The 15,181-nt window shown below is 67.2% G+C and carries 14 protein-coding genes and 1 pseudogene; 11 read left to right on the forward strand and 4 right to left on the reverse strand.

Going from position 1 to position 15,181, the window contains the following annotated elements; all coding sequences use genetic code 11:
• From GH664_RS04910 to paaX, 4 genes and pseudogenes are all read right to left on the reverse strand, one after another.
• Positions 1-670, reverse strand: a pseudogene (locus GH664_RS04910) (branched-chain amino acid ABC transporter permease); the annotation flags it as partial.
• Positions 671-864: 194 nt separating this feature from the next.
• A complete protein-coding gene (locus GH664_RS04915) occupies positions 865-2,013 on the reverse strand; it encodes an ABC transporter substrate-binding protein (protein WP_153167015.1) in 1,149 nt (382 codons plus the stop codon).
• A gap of 141 nt (positions 2,014-2,154) precedes the next feature.
• Positions 2,155-2,946 (reverse strand): IclR family transcriptional regulator, encoded by a 792-nt coding sequence (locus tag GH664_RS04920; protein WP_153167016.1) that lies wholly within the window; start codon positions 2,944-2,946, stop codon positions 2,155-2,157.
• A gap of 112 nt (positions 2,947-3,058) precedes the next feature.
• Positions 3,059-4,009: a phenylacetic acid degradation operon negative regulatory protein PaaX gene (gene paaX / locus GH664_RS04925; RefSeq protein ID WP_228111388.1), complete on the reverse strand. Its 951-nt coding sequence runs from the start codon at positions 4,007-4,009 to the stop codon at positions 3,059-3,061.
• Between the two features lie 505 nt (positions 4,010-4,514).
• Between paaX and paaN the strand changes: the two genes are divergently transcribed.
• The 11 genes from paaN to paaD all read left to right on the forward strand — a co-directional run bounded on the left by paaN (position 4,515) and on the right by paaD (position 15,168).
• Complete coding sequence (gene paaN, locus GH664_RS04930; protein WP_153167017.1) at positions 4,515-6,182, forward strand: phenylacetic acid degradation protein PaaN; 1,668 nt, start codon at positions 4,515-4,517, stop codon at positions 6,180-6,182.
• A 10-nt stretch (positions 6,183-6,192) separates the two neighbouring features.
• Positions 6,193-6,987 carry a 2-(1,2-epoxy-1,2-dihydrophenyl)acetyl-CoA isomerase PaaG gene (paaG, locus tag GH664_RS04935; RefSeq protein ID WP_153167018.1) on the forward strand — a complete coding sequence of 265 codons (795 nt, stop codon included), beginning with the start codon at positions 6,193-6,195 and terminating at the stop codon, positions 6,985-6,987.
• Positions 6,984-8,543: a 3-hydroxyacyl-CoA dehydrogenase PaaH gene (gene paaH, locus GH664_RS04940; protein ID WP_153167019.1), complete on the forward strand. Its 1,560-nt coding sequence runs from the start codon at positions 6,984-6,986 to the stop codon at positions 8,541-8,543. Before paaG ends, paaH begins: the two co-directional genes overlap by 4 nt.
• Positions 8,536-9,003: a hydroxyphenylacetyl-CoA thioesterase PaaI gene (gene paaI / locus GH664_RS04945; protein WP_153167020.1), complete on the forward strand. Its 468-nt coding sequence runs from the start codon at positions 8,536-8,538 to the stop codon at positions 9,001-9,003. Before paaH ends, paaI begins: the two co-directional genes overlap by 8 nt.
• A gap of 37 nt (positions 9,004-9,040) precedes the next feature.
• Positions 9,041-10,366, forward strand: a complete 1,326-nt coding sequence (gene paaK, locus GH664_RS04950) for a phenylacetate--CoA ligase PaaK (RefSeq protein WP_153167021.1) — start codon at positions 9,041-9,043, stop codon at positions 10,364-10,366.
• A gap of 10 nt (positions 10,367-10,376) precedes the next feature.
• Complete coding sequence (gene pcaF / locus GH664_RS04955; RefSeq protein WP_153167022.1) at positions 10,377-11,582, forward strand: 3-oxoadipyl-CoA thiolase; 1,206 nt, start codon at positions 10,377-10,379, stop codon at positions 11,580-11,582.
• A gap of 106 nt (positions 11,583-11,688) precedes the next feature.
• Positions 11,689-12,474, forward strand: coding sequence for an enoyl-CoA hydratase/isomerase family protein (locus GH664_RS04960; protein WP_153167023.1), 786 nt, complete (start codon positions 11,689-11,691; stop codon positions 12,472-12,474).
• Between the two features lie 99 nt (positions 12,475-12,573).
• Positions 12,574-13,581, forward strand: coding sequence for a 1,2-phenylacetyl-CoA epoxidase subunit PaaA (gene paaA, locus GH664_RS04965; protein WP_153167024.1), 1,008 nt, complete (start codon positions 12,574-12,576; stop codon positions 13,579-13,581).
• Positions 13,578-13,877, forward strand: coding sequence for a 1,2-phenylacetyl-CoA epoxidase subunit PaaB (gene paaB / locus GH664_RS04970; RefSeq protein ID WP_153167025.1), 300 nt, complete (start codon positions 13,578-13,580; stop codon positions 13,875-13,877). The genes paaA and paaB overlap by 4 nt, the downstream gene beginning before the upstream one ends.
• The gene (paaC, locus tag GH664_RS04975; protein ID WP_153167026.1) at positions 13,877-14,659 is read left to right on the forward strand and encodes a 1,2-phenylacetyl-CoA epoxidase subunit PaaC; all 783 of its coding nucleotides are present in this window, start codon (positions 13,877-13,879) and stop codon (positions 14,657-14,659) included. The genes paaB and paaC overlap by 1 nt, the downstream gene beginning before the upstream one ends.
• A gap of 11 nt (positions 14,660-14,670) precedes the next feature.
• The gene (gene paaD / locus GH664_RS04980; RefSeq protein WP_153167027.1) at positions 14,671-15,168 is read left to right on the forward strand and encodes a 1,2-phenylacetyl-CoA epoxidase subunit PaaD; all 498 of its coding nucleotides are present in this window, start codon (positions 14,671-14,673) and stop codon (positions 15,166-15,168) included.
• The last annotated feature ends 13 nt before the right edge of the window (positions 15,169-15,181 follow it).

A 15,181-nucleotide genomic window follows, 5' to 3' on the forward strand; every position in this document is an offset into this window, starting at 1 on the left:
CCTTGCCGTAGAGCGTGCGCTCGAAGAACTGGTAGAGGCCGACGATGAGCACCAGCGAGGCGACGATGACCCAGATCGTCTGCCCGGAGATCATCAGCGGACCGGCTTCGAAGCTCGCCTCGCTGAACGCCGGCGTGCGCTGGCCTTCGGCGCCGAAGAACAAGAGCCCCAGGCCCACCATGGCCACGTGCACCGCGACTGAGACGATCAGCAGGATCAGCACCGGCGCCGAGGCGATGGGCTGGTAGATCAGCCGGTACATCGCCGGGCCCATCGGCACCACCACCGCGAGCGCCAGCAGCACCTGCACCGCCAGCGGCAGGTCCTTGACCGGCAGCAGCGCCAGCACCGCGGCGAGAATCAGCGGGTAGGCGAGGTTCCAGCCGGCCACGCCGAGGAGTTTGCCGGTGTGGCCCGATCTGAGCGCCGCGGTACCGTCGATCACCGCCACCGCCACGCCCATCGCCACCAGCAGCCACACCGTCGCCGGCACGGCGCCCGATTGCATCATCGCCAGCGTCAGCGCCCCATAGGCGACGAACTCGCCCTGCTGGATGCAGATCACCCGCGTCACCGCGAACACCAGCACCAGCGCCAGCGCCAGCAGCGCGTAGATCGCGCCGTTGGTCAGGCCGTCCTGCGCCAGCATCATTGCTATCGTTGTATCCATTTGTCTCCTCCGTCGATCGCGAGCCCGGCGTGACGACGCCTCGCAAACAATCGCCGGATCGAATCCTTTCGACCCGGCGATCAATCAAATGCGTGTCTAGCCGTCACCTTGGGCGTCGGCCTGACCACCACGGCGGCCGGCCCGCGGCCATCGCCGCCATCACGGGAATCCGCCAGACCCGCTCGCTTAAAGGCTTACTTCAGCAGCGACCATTCGCCGTTGCGAATCTCGATCATGACGCGCGAACGCTGGTCCAGGCCGAGGTGATCGCTTGCGCTCATCGAATAGATGCCGGTGGCGCCCGCGACTTCCTTCACCGCCTCGAGTCCGTCGCGCAACGCGGCGCGGAATTCAGGCGTACCGGGCTTGGCCTTCTTCAGCGCCGCGGGAACGGAGGCGTTGAGCAGCACGCCGGCGTCCCAGGCGTAGGCGCCGAAGCTCGACACGCTGCCCTTGCCGTTGGCGGCCTCGTACTTCTCCACGTAGGCGAGCGCGCTCTTCTTGACCGGGTTGCTGTCCGGCAATTGGCGCGCCATCTGCACCGGGCCGACCGGCAGCAGGGTGCCCTCGCAGTCCTTGCCGCAGATGCGCAGGAAGTCGTTGTTGGCCACGCCATGCGTCTGATAGACGACGCCCTTGTAGCCGCGCTCGCGCAGCGCCTTCTGCGGCAGCGCCGCCGGCGTGCCCGAACCGGCGATGAAGACGGCATCGGGCTTCGCCGAGATCAGCTTCAGCGCCTGGCCGGTCACCGAGGTGTCCGCCGGATTGAAGCGCTCGTTGGCGACGATCTCGATGCCGCGCGCGTCGGCAAGCTTCTTGAACTGCTCGTACCAGCCATCGCCATACGCGTTGGCGAAACCGATGAAGGCCACCTTCTTCACGCTCTTGGCCAGCATGTGCTCGATGATCGCGGTGGCCATCTGCAGGTCATTCTGCGGGGTCTTGAACACCCACTTCTTCTTGTCGTCCATCGGCTCGACAATGCGCGCCGAGGCCGCCATCGAGATCATCGGCGTCTTCGACTCGGCGGCGACGTCGATCATCGCCAGCGAAGCGGGACTGGTGGTCGAACCGACCAGCACGTCGACCTTGTTCTCGTCGATGAGCTTGCGTGCGTTCTTGACCGCCGTCGTGGTGTCGGACGCGTCGTCGAGCACGATGTAGTTCACCTTCTCGCCGCCAATGCTCTGCGGCAGCAGGGCGACGGTGTTCTTCTCCGGGATGCCCAGCGAAGCCGCCGGACCGGTAGCAGAGAGCACGACACCGACATTGATGTCCGCCTGTGCGGCGGTGGTGACAAAAGCCAGGCCGAGGGCGGCCATCACGGGGGTATGCAGCTTCATGGTTTCTCCTCCAGATTTCACAAGTGGTCCATGCATCCCGCTGGGAGTGCCAGGCCGTTATTCTGTATCGCGTAATCAGTTCTGCGCATTAGAAATGAGACAAAAGCGCTCGTCAAGCAAAAATCTTGTATCGCAACGAGATCAGGCAGCGTCCAGCGGCGCGCCCAGTCGCTGCGACAGTTCGCGTGTGGCGCGGCGCAACCCGGCCAGCGTCGTGCTCTCCGGACTCAAATCCATCGACCCCTCCACACCGACCAAGGCGATCGCCATGGTGATCTCGTTCTTGAAGTTGAACACCGGCGCGGCAGCGGCTTCGACACCGCGGGCGTAATAGCCGCTGGAGACGACCGCCATGCCGCGCGCCTTCACGTCGGCGAGCAGGGTACGCGCCTGCTCGAGCGAGCTGACCCCTGGAGGAAGCCTGCCCGCCTCGATTTCCTTCAGCAGCAGCGCCTCGGTCTGGCGCTCGGGCAACCATGCGGCAAACACGCGCCCTGCAGCGGAAGACAGCAAGGACAGGCTGGTGCCGGTGACGACGTTGACGGTGACGGGCCGCCGCGGGCGCTCCCAGCGCACGATGACCGGTCCGCCGTCGCTCCATACCGCGAGCGCGGTGGTTTCGTTGGTGGCGTCGCGCAGGTCGGCGATGGCGGCCAGCCCCAGTCGGATGCGGTCGACGCGGTCGAGCGCGACCAGGCCCAGGTTGAGCGCAAAGGGCCCGAGGTCGTAGCGCGACGTCAGCCGGTCCTGCTCGACGAGGCCACTGCGGATCAGACTGACCAGGTAGCGATGTACCTTGGACGGCGGCATGCCGGCTGCCGCAGCGATGTCCTTCAGCATCATCGAGCGCCGCCCGGTGGCCATCGCCTTGAGAATGGACATGCCCACCTCCAGCGACTGCACACCATGCTTGCCCTCCAGCTCCTCGCTCATACCCCTGCCCTTTCGCCGTTCATTACGACCGTTCATTACGAAATAGAAAATTTATTTCGTAATGTGTAACACAACTCGGTGGGGAGGAAAACAGATGTGCAGCGCGAACGTATCAGAGCGGCTGCTGCAGCGGGTCGGCGTCCCGGAAACGTTCGAACAGCAGCGGCGCCGCTTCCGGCGTACCGCCATCGGCAAGCTGGAAAACGGCATCGAGGTGGCGCTCGGACGGCACCACCAGGCGGCGGTACAGTTCCCTGCACAACAGGCGCGCCTTCTGCCCTGGCCAGTCGGCCGGCAGCAGCACATCGGGCAATTCGGGGTCGCGCAGCAGGAGCCGTCGATAGTCGTGAATCAGCAGCGCGCGGACCAGAAAGGCACTCTCGTCGTCGAACTCGGCGGCGCCGTCGCGCACCTGCTGCAGCACCGGCTGGTAGCGCTCGACAAACTCGATGTACATGACAGCCAGGCGCTCGAGGTTCCACGCGCGGTGCACCATGTCGGCGTCGCTCGCTGCGGTACCGGGAGCCGGATCGGCCGCCAGCAGCGGTTTGAGCCGCGGCAGCAACCCACCCAGTCCTTCTGCCGTCAGCGCATCGAAGGCAGCGCCCAGGTCGGCGCTGGGGTGCACGAAACAGTCAGCCCCCAGCGCGCCGAACCCCTGCCAGAACAAGGCCTGGCGGAGCCGCTCGCGATCCCGCCCCCCCACCTCGCCGACGACGACGACCAGCCGCCAGCGGCGGTCCCACTGCGGCGTGCTGGAGGCGTAGATGTGCCGCGATGCTTCCTCGAAACGTTGCTGGCCCGAGGCCGTCAACAGGTAGTCGGTGCGGCGCCCCACCGGCTCGCTGCGCAGCCACTCGTCGCGCGCAAGACGAAACACCGAGGTGCGCACCAGCCGCTCGTTCAACCCCAGCGGCTGGAGCAGACGGATGAGGCTGCCGAGCCAGATGCGGCTGCCGCGCGGCACCACCGCGTCGCCGAAGACAGAAATGATGACCGACCCGGCCTGCACGCGATCGAGCCTGCGGAAAGCATTGAGACGTTGCTGGATGGCAGTGGACACGGTTTGGTCGGCGAGGCCTGGACTTAGGGCAAACGAGTCTATCGATTCGGTGCCACGCCGGATAGCGTCGCTTCGACGCCGTACAACGGATTGAACGGGCAACATGATGGTGGAAGGACAGCGTGCTCGAGTTTAAAAAGAGAAGGAGGCGGCATCATCAACGTGGCGCACTTGCCGCGCACAAGAACCGCCCCCGGTGAAAGCGGCAGGGTACGGATGCGCGGTCAAATTGAAGTGATACGTATGTTATATTTTTATCACGTTTTTTGTATCACAACAAGATCAAAGAGCGGTCGGCACAGAGCCTCAAAATATTCCATTGGCGATTATTTGCTGCCTTTTTTCAATGCATCAACTTGTTTTTCCTTGTCTTTCTTTTTATATAATTCATTCCTCTGAGAGGAATAAGACGCGAAACTAGCAGCAATTTAAGATACCAAGCATTGACATCCATCAAATCCATTCGTATCGTTTGTACCCACACATCCCCACCGGAGAGAGACGAATGACTCATCCCCTGTTCGAGAAGCACCGCGCGACCCTCGATAGCGCCCTCAACGCCATCTCCACCCGTGGATACTGGACGCCCTTCCCCGAGATGCCGAGCCCCAAGCTGTATGGCGAAACGGCGCCCGATGAAGGCAAGCGCGCGTTCGAGGCCCATCTGGGCAAGCAATTCGAACTGGGGCAGCCGGGCCAGACCGGCTGGCATGGTGGCGAAGCTTCGCCCTACGGTGTCGCGCTGGACGTCAGTTACCCGGTGTGCGAGCCGGACGCGCTGATCGCCGCCGGCCTCGAGGCGATGACGGGCTGGCAGGCGGTGGGTGCGGATGGCCGCACCGGGATCTGCCTGGAGATCCTCGACCGCCTGAACAAGCAGAGCTTCGAACTCGGACATGCGGTGATGATGACCACCGGCCAGGGCTGGATGATGGCCTTCCAGGCCGGCGCGCCGCATGCGCAGGATCGCGGCCTCGAAGCAGTGACCTATGCCTGGCGCGAGCAGGGCTTCGTGCCTGCCGAGGCCACCTGGGAAAAGCCGCAGGGCAAGAACCCGCCGCTGGTGATGAAGAAGCACTTCCAGATCGTCGGCCGCGGCGTCGGCCTGGTGATCGGCTGCGGCACTTTCCCGACCTGGAACACCTACCCCGGCCTCTTCGCCGCGCTGGCGACCGGCAACGCCGTGATCGTCAAGCCGCACAGCAACGCCATCCTGCCGGCGGCCATCACCGTGCGCACGATCCGCACCGTGCTCGCCGAGAACGGCATCGACCCCAACCTGGTGAGCCTGTGCGTGGCCACCAAGCGCAGCGTCACCCAGGCGCTCGCCACCCACCCGGCGGTCAAGTCGGTCGACTTCACCGGCGGCAACGTGTTCGGCCAGTGGCTGATCGACAACTGCCGCCAGGCCCAGGTGTATGCCGAGCTGGCCGGCGTGAACAACATCGTCATCGACTCCACCGATGCCTACAAGGCGATGCTGGGCAACCTCGCCTTCACGCTGTCGCTCTACTCGGGCCAGATGTGCACGACCTCGCAGGCGATCTTCGTGCCGGCCGGCGGCATCGACACCGAGGACGGCCACAAGAGCTACGACGAGGTCTGCGCCGATCTCGCCAAGGCGGTCGAGCGCTTCCTGTCCAAGCCTGAAGTCGCCCATGCGGTGCTGGGGGCGATCCAGTCGGCCGACACCGCCGAGCGCATCGACATCGCCAACAGCGGCGCGCTGGGCAAGGTCGTGCTGGCCTCGACCACGCTGCAGAATCCGGAATTCCCCGGCGCCAAGGTGCGCACCCCGGTGCTGCTGGCCTGCGACGCGGCGGACGAGAAGGCCTACATGGAAGAGCGCTTCGGACCGATCAGCTTCATCGTCAAGGTGGCCGACACCGCCGCGGCGATCGCGCTGTCCGAGCGCGTGGTGAAAACCCACGGCGCGCTGACCGTCGGCGTCTACTCGACGAAGCAGGACGTCATCGACGCGATGACCGAGGCCACCTGGCGCGGCAAGGTCGCACTGTCGATCAACCTGACCAGTGGCGTGTTCGTGAATCAGTCGGCGGCCTTCTCCGACTACCACGGCACCGGCGGCAACCCGTCGGCCAATGCCTCGTATGCGGATTCGGCCTTCGTCGCCAATCGCTTCCGTGTGGTTCAGCGTCGCTACCACGTCTGAGGAGCCATCCGTGGAATACAACAACATCCTCTTCACGGTGGAGGCGGGTGTCGCCCGCCTGACGCTGAATCGCCCCGACAAGCTCAACAGCTTCACCGGCGAAATGCACGCCGAGCTGCGTGACGCGCTCGACCGCATCCAGGCCGACAAGGCCGTGCGCGTGCTCGTGCTCACCGGCGCCGGCCGCGCCTTCTGCGCCGGCCAGGACCTGGCCGATCCCGACATGGCGTCGGTGGGCGGCAAGATGCCCGACATCGGCAACGTCGTCGAGAAGAACTACAAGCCGCTGGTGCTGCGCCTGCAGAATCTGCGCGTGCCCACCATCGCCGCAGTCAACGGCATCGCCGCCGGCGCCGGCGCGAGCGTGGCGCTGGCCTGTGACCTGGTGGTGGCGGCCAAGTCCGCGTCCTTCCTGCAGGCCTTCAGCAAGATCGGCCTGATCCCGGACACCGGCGGCACCTGGTTCCTGCCGCAGCGCGTGGGCATGGCGCGCGCCATGGGCCTCGCCCTGCTGGCCGACAAGCTGCCGGCCGAGAAGGCCGCCGACTGGGGCCTGATCTGGGCCGCATACGACGACGCCGAGTTCGGCGCCAAGGTGGATGCGCTCGCCGCGCAACTCGCCACCATGCCGACCAAGGCGCTGGTCCGCACGCGCCAGGCGATGCACGCCGCGCCCGGCCACACGCTGGAGCAGCAGCTCTCGTTCGAGGGCGGCTTCATGCGCGAACTGGGCTGGAGTCCGGACTACGCCGAAGGCGTTGCCGCCTTCATGGAAAAGCGCGCACCGAAGTTCACGGGGGAATGAGCGTGACCGGCACTGAAACCTCCAAGCCCGCAGCGAACCCGCTGCCCGCCTCGGCCGTCATCGCGGTGGTCGGCACCGGCGCCATGGGCGCCGGCATCGCCCAGGTGGCGTCCGCCGCCGGCCATGTGGTCAAGCTGCTGGACAACCGCCCGGGCGCCGCCGCCAAGGCGATCGAAGGCATCCGCGCGCAGTTCGGCAAGCTCGCCGAGAAGGGCCGGATGAGCGCCGACGCCGCGCAGGCTGCCGGCGCGCGCCTCGTCGCCGTCGAGCAGCTCGCCGATCTGGCTGACGCCGCGCTGGTAACCGAAGCCATCGTCGAGAACCTGGAAGCGAAGCAGAAGCTCTACCGCGACCTCGAAGACATCGTCGGCGCCGACTGCATCTTCGGCACCAATACCTCGTCGATCTCGGTGACTTCGATCGGCGCCGCCCTGAAGCGCCCCGAGCGCCTCGCCGGCCTGCACTTCTTCAACCCGGCGCCGCTGATGAAGCTGGTCGAGATCGTGTCCGGCCTCGCCACCGACCGCGCCGTCGCCGACACCCTGTTCGCCTCCGCCGCGGCGTGGGGCAAGACGCCGGTGCATGCGCGCTCGACGCCGGGCTTCATCGTCAACCGCGTCGCCCGGCCCTACTACGCCGAGGCGCTGCGCATCCTGAACGAAGGCGGCGGCGACTGCGCCACGCTGGACGCGATCATGCGCGACGCCGGCGGCTTCCGCATGGGGCCGTTCGAGCTGATGGACATGATCGGCCACGACGTGAACTTCGCCGTGACGCGCTCGGTGTGGAACGCCTTCTACAACGACCCGCGCTTCACGCCCTCGCTGATCCAGCAGGAGCTGGTCGACGCCGGCTTCATTGGCCGCAAGTCGGGCCGCGGCTTCTACGATTATCGCGAAGGCGCGGAGCGCCCCGCGCCGCAGGTCGCGGTGGCACAGAACGCACCGACCGAGATCGTGCTGCACGGCCATTCGGCCGCAGTGCATGCGATCGCCGACCGCCTGTTCGAGCGCAACATCGCCCACACCTGGGGCGAGGCCAGCGACGGCCGCATCGCCGAAGTCGGCGGCGCGGTGATCTTCGTCACCGACGGCCGCACCGCCACGCAGCGCGCCGCCGACACCGGCATCGCCAACGTGGTGCTGATCGACCTTGCGCTCGATTACGCCACTGCCAGCCGCATCGCCGTCGGCGCCGCGATCAACTGCTTCGCGCCCGCGGTGGGCGCCGCCATCGGCCTGCTGCAGGCCGCCGGTTTCGAAGTGTGCCGCCTGGGCGACACGCCGGGCCTGGCGGTGATGCGCACCGTGGCGATGCTCGCCAACGAAGCCGCCGACGCCGTGTATCAGGGCGTGTGCGACGCGGCCGGCGCCGACTCCGCCATGAAGCTGGGCGTGAACTACCCGCGCGGCCCGCTGGAATGGGCCGACCGCGTGGGCGTGCCGACGATCTGCACCGTGCTTGCCAACCTCGCCCGCTTCTACGGCGAGGACCGCTATCGCGTCTCGCCGCTGATCCAGCAGCGCGTCTTTGCCGGAAAGAAGATCCATGACTGACACGCAGACCATCCCCGCCGATCCGCAGGCGCTGGCCGCAGCCGTCGCTGCGGCGATGTGGTCGCGCGACCGCGCCGCCCAGGCGCTGGGCATGCGCATCGACAGCGTCGGCCCCGGCCACGCCACGTTGAGCATGCCGGTGCGCGGCGACATGGTGAATGGCCACCACATCTGCCACGGCGGCCTGATCTTCGCGCTCGCCGACACCGCCTTTGCCTACGCCTGCAACGCCTACAACCGCAACACCGTGGCCTCGGGCTGCAACATCGACTTCGTCGCCCCCGGCAAGGAAGGTGACACCCTGCAGGCGGAGGCGGTCGAGCGCTCGCTGTCGGGCCGCACCGGCGTCTATGACGTCACCGTGCGCGACAGCGCCGGCCGCACCGTCGCGCTTTTCCGCGGCAAGAGCTACCGCATCGCCGGCGAAGTGATCGCCGGCCTCGCTGCCGAACAGGCCTGAACGGCCACCCGAAAAACAGAGAGGAGAGGACAACACCATGCCCGTGAAGAGCCCGCAACCCGGCGATCTCGAGCCGATCGAGCAAGCCAGCCGCGACGAAATCTCCGCGCTGCAATTGCAGCGCCTGCAGTGGTCGGTGCGCCACACTTATGACAACGTCGAGCCCTACCGCAAGCGCTGCGAGGAAAAGGGCGTGCACCCGGACGACCTGAAGTCGCTGGAAGACCTCGCCAGGTTCCCCTTCATGACGAAGACGGACCTGCGCGACAACTACCCCTTCGGCCTGTTCGCGGTGCCGCGCAGCAAGGTCGCCCGCCTGCACGCCTCGAGCGGCACCACCGGCAAGTCGGTGGTGGTCGGCTACACCAAGAACGACCTCGACAACTGGGCCAACGTCGTCGCCCGTTCGCTGCGCGCCGCTGGCGTGCGCGCCGGCGACATGGTGCACAACGCCTACGGCTACGGCATGTTCACCGGCGGCCTCGGCGCGCACTATGGCATCGAGCGTGCCGGCTGCACCGCGGTGCCGATGTCCGGCGGCCAGACCGAGAAGCAGGTGCAGCAGATCATGGACTTCCGCCCCGACGCGATCATGGTCACGCCGTCCTACTCGCTGGTGATCGCCGAGGAGTTCGAGCGCCTGAACATCAAGCCCGAGGAAATCTCGCTGAAGATCGGCATCTTCGGCGCCGAGCCCTGGGGCGAAGGCATGCGCGCCGAGATCGAGCGCAAGCTCGGCATCGACGCCATCGACATCTACGGCCTCACCGAAGTGATGGGCCCGGGCGTGGCGAGCGAGTGCATCGAGACCAAGGACGGCCCGGTGATCTGGGAAGACCACTTCTACCCCGAGATCATCGACCCCGACACCGGCGAGGTGCTGCCCGACGGCGAGGAAGGCGAACTGGTGTTCACCTCGCTGACGAAGGAAGCCTTCCCGGTCATCCGCTACCGCACCCGCGACCTCACCCGCCTGCTGCCGCCGACCGCACGCTCCTTCCGCCGCATCGGCAAGATCACCGGGCGCTCGGACGACATGCTGATCGTGCGCGGCGTGAACGTGTTCCCGACCCAGATCGAGGAGCAGATCATGCGCGACAAGCGCCTGTCGGGGAACTACCAGATCGTGCTGACGCGCGACGGCCATCTCGACAACGTCGAGATCCGCGTCGAGGTCCAGCGCGAGCTGTCGGGCAAGCTCAGCCGCACCGAGACCGAATCGATCGCCCGCGAGCTGCAGCACCACATCAAGACCATCATCGGCATCAGCACCAAGGTGAACGTGATGGAGTTCGAAGCCATTCCGCGCACGCTGACCGGCAAGGCACGCCGCGTCATCGACCAGCGCCCGAAGCAACTGTAAGGAGCCGGCGATGACCCAGGCATTCATCTGCGACGCCATCCGCACCCCGATCGGCCGCTACGGCGGCACCCTCGCGGCGGTGCGTGCCGACGACCTCGGCGCCGTGCCGCTCAAGGCGCTGATGGCGCGCAACCCGCAGGTCGACTGGACCGCGGTGGAAGACATCATCTACGGCTGCGCCAACCAGGCCGGCGAAGACAACCGCAACGTCGCGCGCATGTCGGGCCTGCTGGCCGGGCTGCCGATCGAGGTGCCCGGCACCACGGTGAACCGCCTGTGCGGCTCCGGCATGGACGCCATCGGCCTGGCCGCGCGCTCGATCAAGTCGGGCGAGACCGAGCTGATGATCGCCGGCGGCGTCGAGAGCATGTCGCGCGCGCCCTTCGTCATGGGCAAGGCCGAATCGGCCTTCTCGCGCCAGGCCGCGATCTACGACACCACCATCGGCTGGCGCTTCATCAATCCGCTGATGAAGAAGCTGTACGAGACGCACTCGATGCCGCAGACGGCGGACAACGTCGCCGCCGAGTTCGGCATCTCGCGCACCGACCAGGACGCCTTCGCGCTGCGCTCGCAGCAGCGCTGGGCCGCGGCCAACGCCGCCGGCCGCTTCAAGGACGAGCTGGTACCGGTCGAGATCCCGCGCAAGAAGGGCGATCCGATCCTGTTCGACACCGACGAGCATCCGCGCCCCGAGACCACGCTGGAGATGCTGGCCAAGCTCAAGGGCGTCAATGGCCCGGATCTCAGCGTCACCGCCGGCAACGCCTCCGGCGTCAATGACGGCGCCTGCGCGCTGCTGCTCGCCTCCGAGGCCGCCGCCGAGCGCCACGGCCTGACGCCGCGTGCCCGCGTGGTGGCGATGGCCACCGCCGGCGTGCCGCCGCGCATCATGGGCTTCGGCCCGGCGCCGGCGGTGCGCAAGGTGCTGGCCAAGGCCTGCCTGACGCTCGATCAGATGGACGTCATCGAGCTCAACGAGGCCTTCGCCGCGCAGGCGCTCGCGGTGCTGCGCGACCTCGGCCTGGCCGACGACGAGGCGCGCGTGAACCCGAACGGCGGCGCCATCGCCATGGGCCACCCGCTCGGCATGAGCGGCGCGCGCCTGGTGACCACTGCCGCCTACGAGCTGCAGCGCCGCAACGGCCGCTACGCGCTGTGCACGATGTGCATCGGCGTCGGCCAGGGCATCGCGATGATCATCGAGCGCGTCTGAGGCCGCGCCAGGCCACAGAGAATAACGGAGGAGACCCGCAGCGCCCCGGGCAGATCCGGCTTCACGCCGGACCTCGCCCGCCGGCCGCGGCGGCAGGAACAGCAGAATGACCTACGAAACACTGGAAATCGAACGCAGTAGCGCGGTCGCCACGATCTGGATGAACCGTCCGGACGTGTTCAACGCCTTCAACGAACAGCTCATCGCCGACCTCGGCGCGGCCTGTGCCGAGTTGGACGTCGACGCCTCGGTGCGCATCGTCGTGCTCGCCGGCCGCGGCCGCCACTTCTCGGCCGGCGCCGACCTCAACTGGATGCAGCGCGCTTCCGCCTACACCGAGGCCGAGAACCTTGCCGACGCGCGCAAGTTCGCCGGCATGTTGCAGGCGCTGGCGGGCATGTCCAAGCCGACCATCGCCCGCGTGCAGGGCGCCGCGCTGGGCGGCGGCACCGGCCTGGCGGCGGCCTGCGACATGGTGGTGGCATCCGAGGACGCACAGTTCTCCACCTCGGAAGTGAAGTTCGGGATCATCCCGGCGGTGATCAGCCCCTACGTGCTGCGCGCCATCGGCCCGCGCCACGCGCTGCGCTACTTCCAGACCGCGGAGAAGTTCCGCGCTGCGGAGGCCAAGGCCATCGGCCTGGTCAGCGAAGTGGTGCCGCTGGAGCAGCTCGACGCCGGCGTGGCGAAACTGGTGGAGCCGCTGCTGGCCGGCGGTCCGCTGGCGCAACTGGCGGCCAAGCAGTTGATTGCGGCAATCACCGGGCGCCCGATCGACGCCACGGTGACCGAGGAGACGGCCACCCGCATTTCCCGCCAGCGCGCCACCGACGAGGCGAAGGAAGGCATCGCCGCCTTCCTGCAGAAGCGATCGCCGGCCTGGATGAGCTGAGCGGCGGCGCACGGAAACAACGCAGCAGAGAGCAAGTCGAAACACATGTTGAGTTCCGCCCCGGTATCCCCCGGGCCGGTATTTGCGAGGAGAGAGCAGATGTATACCCAGGCGATGGACATCCCGGACGAATCCGGGAAAAAGCTTGCCGTCGTGCCCGGTGCGGCGAGCGATCAGGAAGCCGCGTTCGAGGCCCGCATCGCGGCTGACGGCCGCATCGAGCCGCAGGACTGGATGCCCGAGGCGTACCGCAAGACGCTGGTGCGCCAGATCAGCCAGCACGCCCACAGCGAGATCGTCGGCATGCTGCCGGAAGGCAACTGGATCTCGCGCGCGCCCAGCCTCAAGCGCAAGGCGATCCTGATCGCCAAGGTGCAGGACGAGGGCGGCCACGGCTTGTACCTGTACTCCGCCGCCGAGACGCTGGGCACCGGACGGGACGAGATGCTCGCCGGCCTGCACTCCGGCAAGGCCAAGTACAGCTCGATCTTCAACTACCCGACGCTCAACTGGGCCGACGTGGGCGTGATCGGCTGGCTGGTCGACGGCGCCGCGATCATGAACCAGATCCCGCTGTGCCGCTGCTCCTACGGCCCCTATGCGCGCGCCATGATCCGCGTGTGCAAGGAGGAATCCTTCCACCAGCGCCAGGGCTACGAGGCCCTGCTGGTGATGATGAAGGGCACGGATGAGCAGCGCGCGCTGGTGCAGGACGCGGTGAACCGCTACTGGTGGAAGTGCCTCGCCATGTTCGGGCCGCCGGACGCCGACAGCCCGCACAGCGCGCAGGGCATGCGCTGGGGCATCAAGCGCATCAGCAACGACGAGCTGCGGCAGAAGTTCATCGACGCCACCGTGCCGCAGGCCAAGGTGCTGGGCGTGACCCTGCCCGACCCCGACCTGAAGTGGAACGAGGAGCGCGGCCACTACGACTACGGCCAGATCGACTGGGCCGAGTTCTGGAACACCGTCGAGGGCAACGGCCCCTGCAACAAGGAACGCCTGGCGACGCGAGTGAAGGCACACAACGACGGCCAGTGGGTGCGCGACGCAGCCCTGGCATACGCACGCAAGCAGAAAGAACGTCAAGTCAAGGAGGCAGCATGAGCACCGCACCCGCACTGAAGGATTGGCCCCTCTGGGAAGTCTTCGTCCGCAGCAAGCAAGGCCTGGAGCACAAGCACTGTGGCAGCCTGCACGCGGCCGACGCGGCGCAGGCGCTGCACATGGCGCGCGACGTCTACACCCGCCGCCAGGAAGGCGTGAGCATCTGGGTGGTGCCGTCCGCCGCGATCACCGCCAGCAACCCCGACGACAAGGGCGAGCTGTTCGACCCGGCGGCCGACAAGATCTACCGCCATCCGACCTTCTACGAGATCCCGGAAGAAGTGGGGCACATGTAATGAGCACGCCGATCGACTACCTGCTGCACCTGGCCGACAACGCCGTCGTGCTCGGCCAGCGCAACGCCGAGTGGTGCGGCCACGGTCCCATCCTCGAGGAAGACCTCGCGCTCGCCAACGTCAGCCTCGACCTCATCGGCCAGGCCCGCCTGCTGTACCAGCGCGCGGCCGAGCTGATGGGCGGCGATGCCACCGAGGACAAGCTGGCCTACTTCCGCGATGCGCACCAGTTCCGCAACTACACGCTGCTGGAGCTGCCGCACCACGGCCCGCTTGTCGGCTACGCCGCGGCGGATCGCGACTATGCCACCACCATCGTGCGCAACTTCCTGTATTCCACGCTGATGGTGCTGGTGTGGGACAAGCTGCTGCAATCGAAGGATGCCAGTCTGGCGGCGATCGCCGCCAAGTCGCTGAAGGAAGCGAGCTACCACCTGCACCACTCGCGCGACTGGCTGGTGCGCCTGGGAGACGGCACCGAGGAATCGCACGCTCGCGTGCAGGCCGCGGTGAACCACCTGATGCCCTACACCGAGGAATTCTGGACCACCAGCCCGGCCGAAGGTGCCGCGGTGGCGGCCGGGGTCGGCATCGACGTGTGGGCGCTGCGCCCCGAGTGGGACGCGATGGTGAACGAGGCGCTGGAAGAAGCGACGCTGACGCGGCCGAACTTCCACGGCTACGTCACCGAAGGCAAGGTCGGCCTGCACTCCGAGCACCTGAGCTACCTGCTCGGCGAGATGCAGGGCCTGGCCCGCGCGCATCCCAACGCAACCTGGTAAGGCGAGTCGCCATGAGCAGCAACGTCGACAAGGTCTGGGCGACCCTGGAGCACCTGACCGATCCCGAGATCCCGGTGGTGACCCTGCGCGAGCTGGGGATCCTGCGGGATGTGCGCGAGACCGCGGACGGGGTCGAGGTCGTCATCACGCCGACCTACAGCGGCTGTCCGGCAATGGGCCAGATCGAGGACGACGTGCGCGCCAGCCTGGAGCAGGCCGGCATCGCGGCGCGGGTGATCACCCAGCTCGCGCCGGCCTGGACCACCGACTGGATGAGCGACGAGGCGAAGGAGAAGCTGCGCAAGTACGGCATCGCCCCGCCGCACCACACGCCGAAGGACGTCAGCGTGGTGAAGTTCGTGCGGCGCGCCGACACCGCGCCGGTGGCCTGCCCGCTGTGCGGCTCGACCCACACCGTCGTCACCTCCCAGTTCGGTTCCACCGCGTGCAAGGCGCTCTACCGCTGCCTCTCCTGCCAGGAACCCTTCGATTACTTCAAGCCCTATTGAGGGCCGGAGCCAA

The organism is Thauera sp. 2A1 (assembly GCF_009469595.2).
GTDB lineage: Bacteria > Pseudomonadota > Gammaproteobacteria > Burkholderiales > Rhodocyclaceae > Thauera.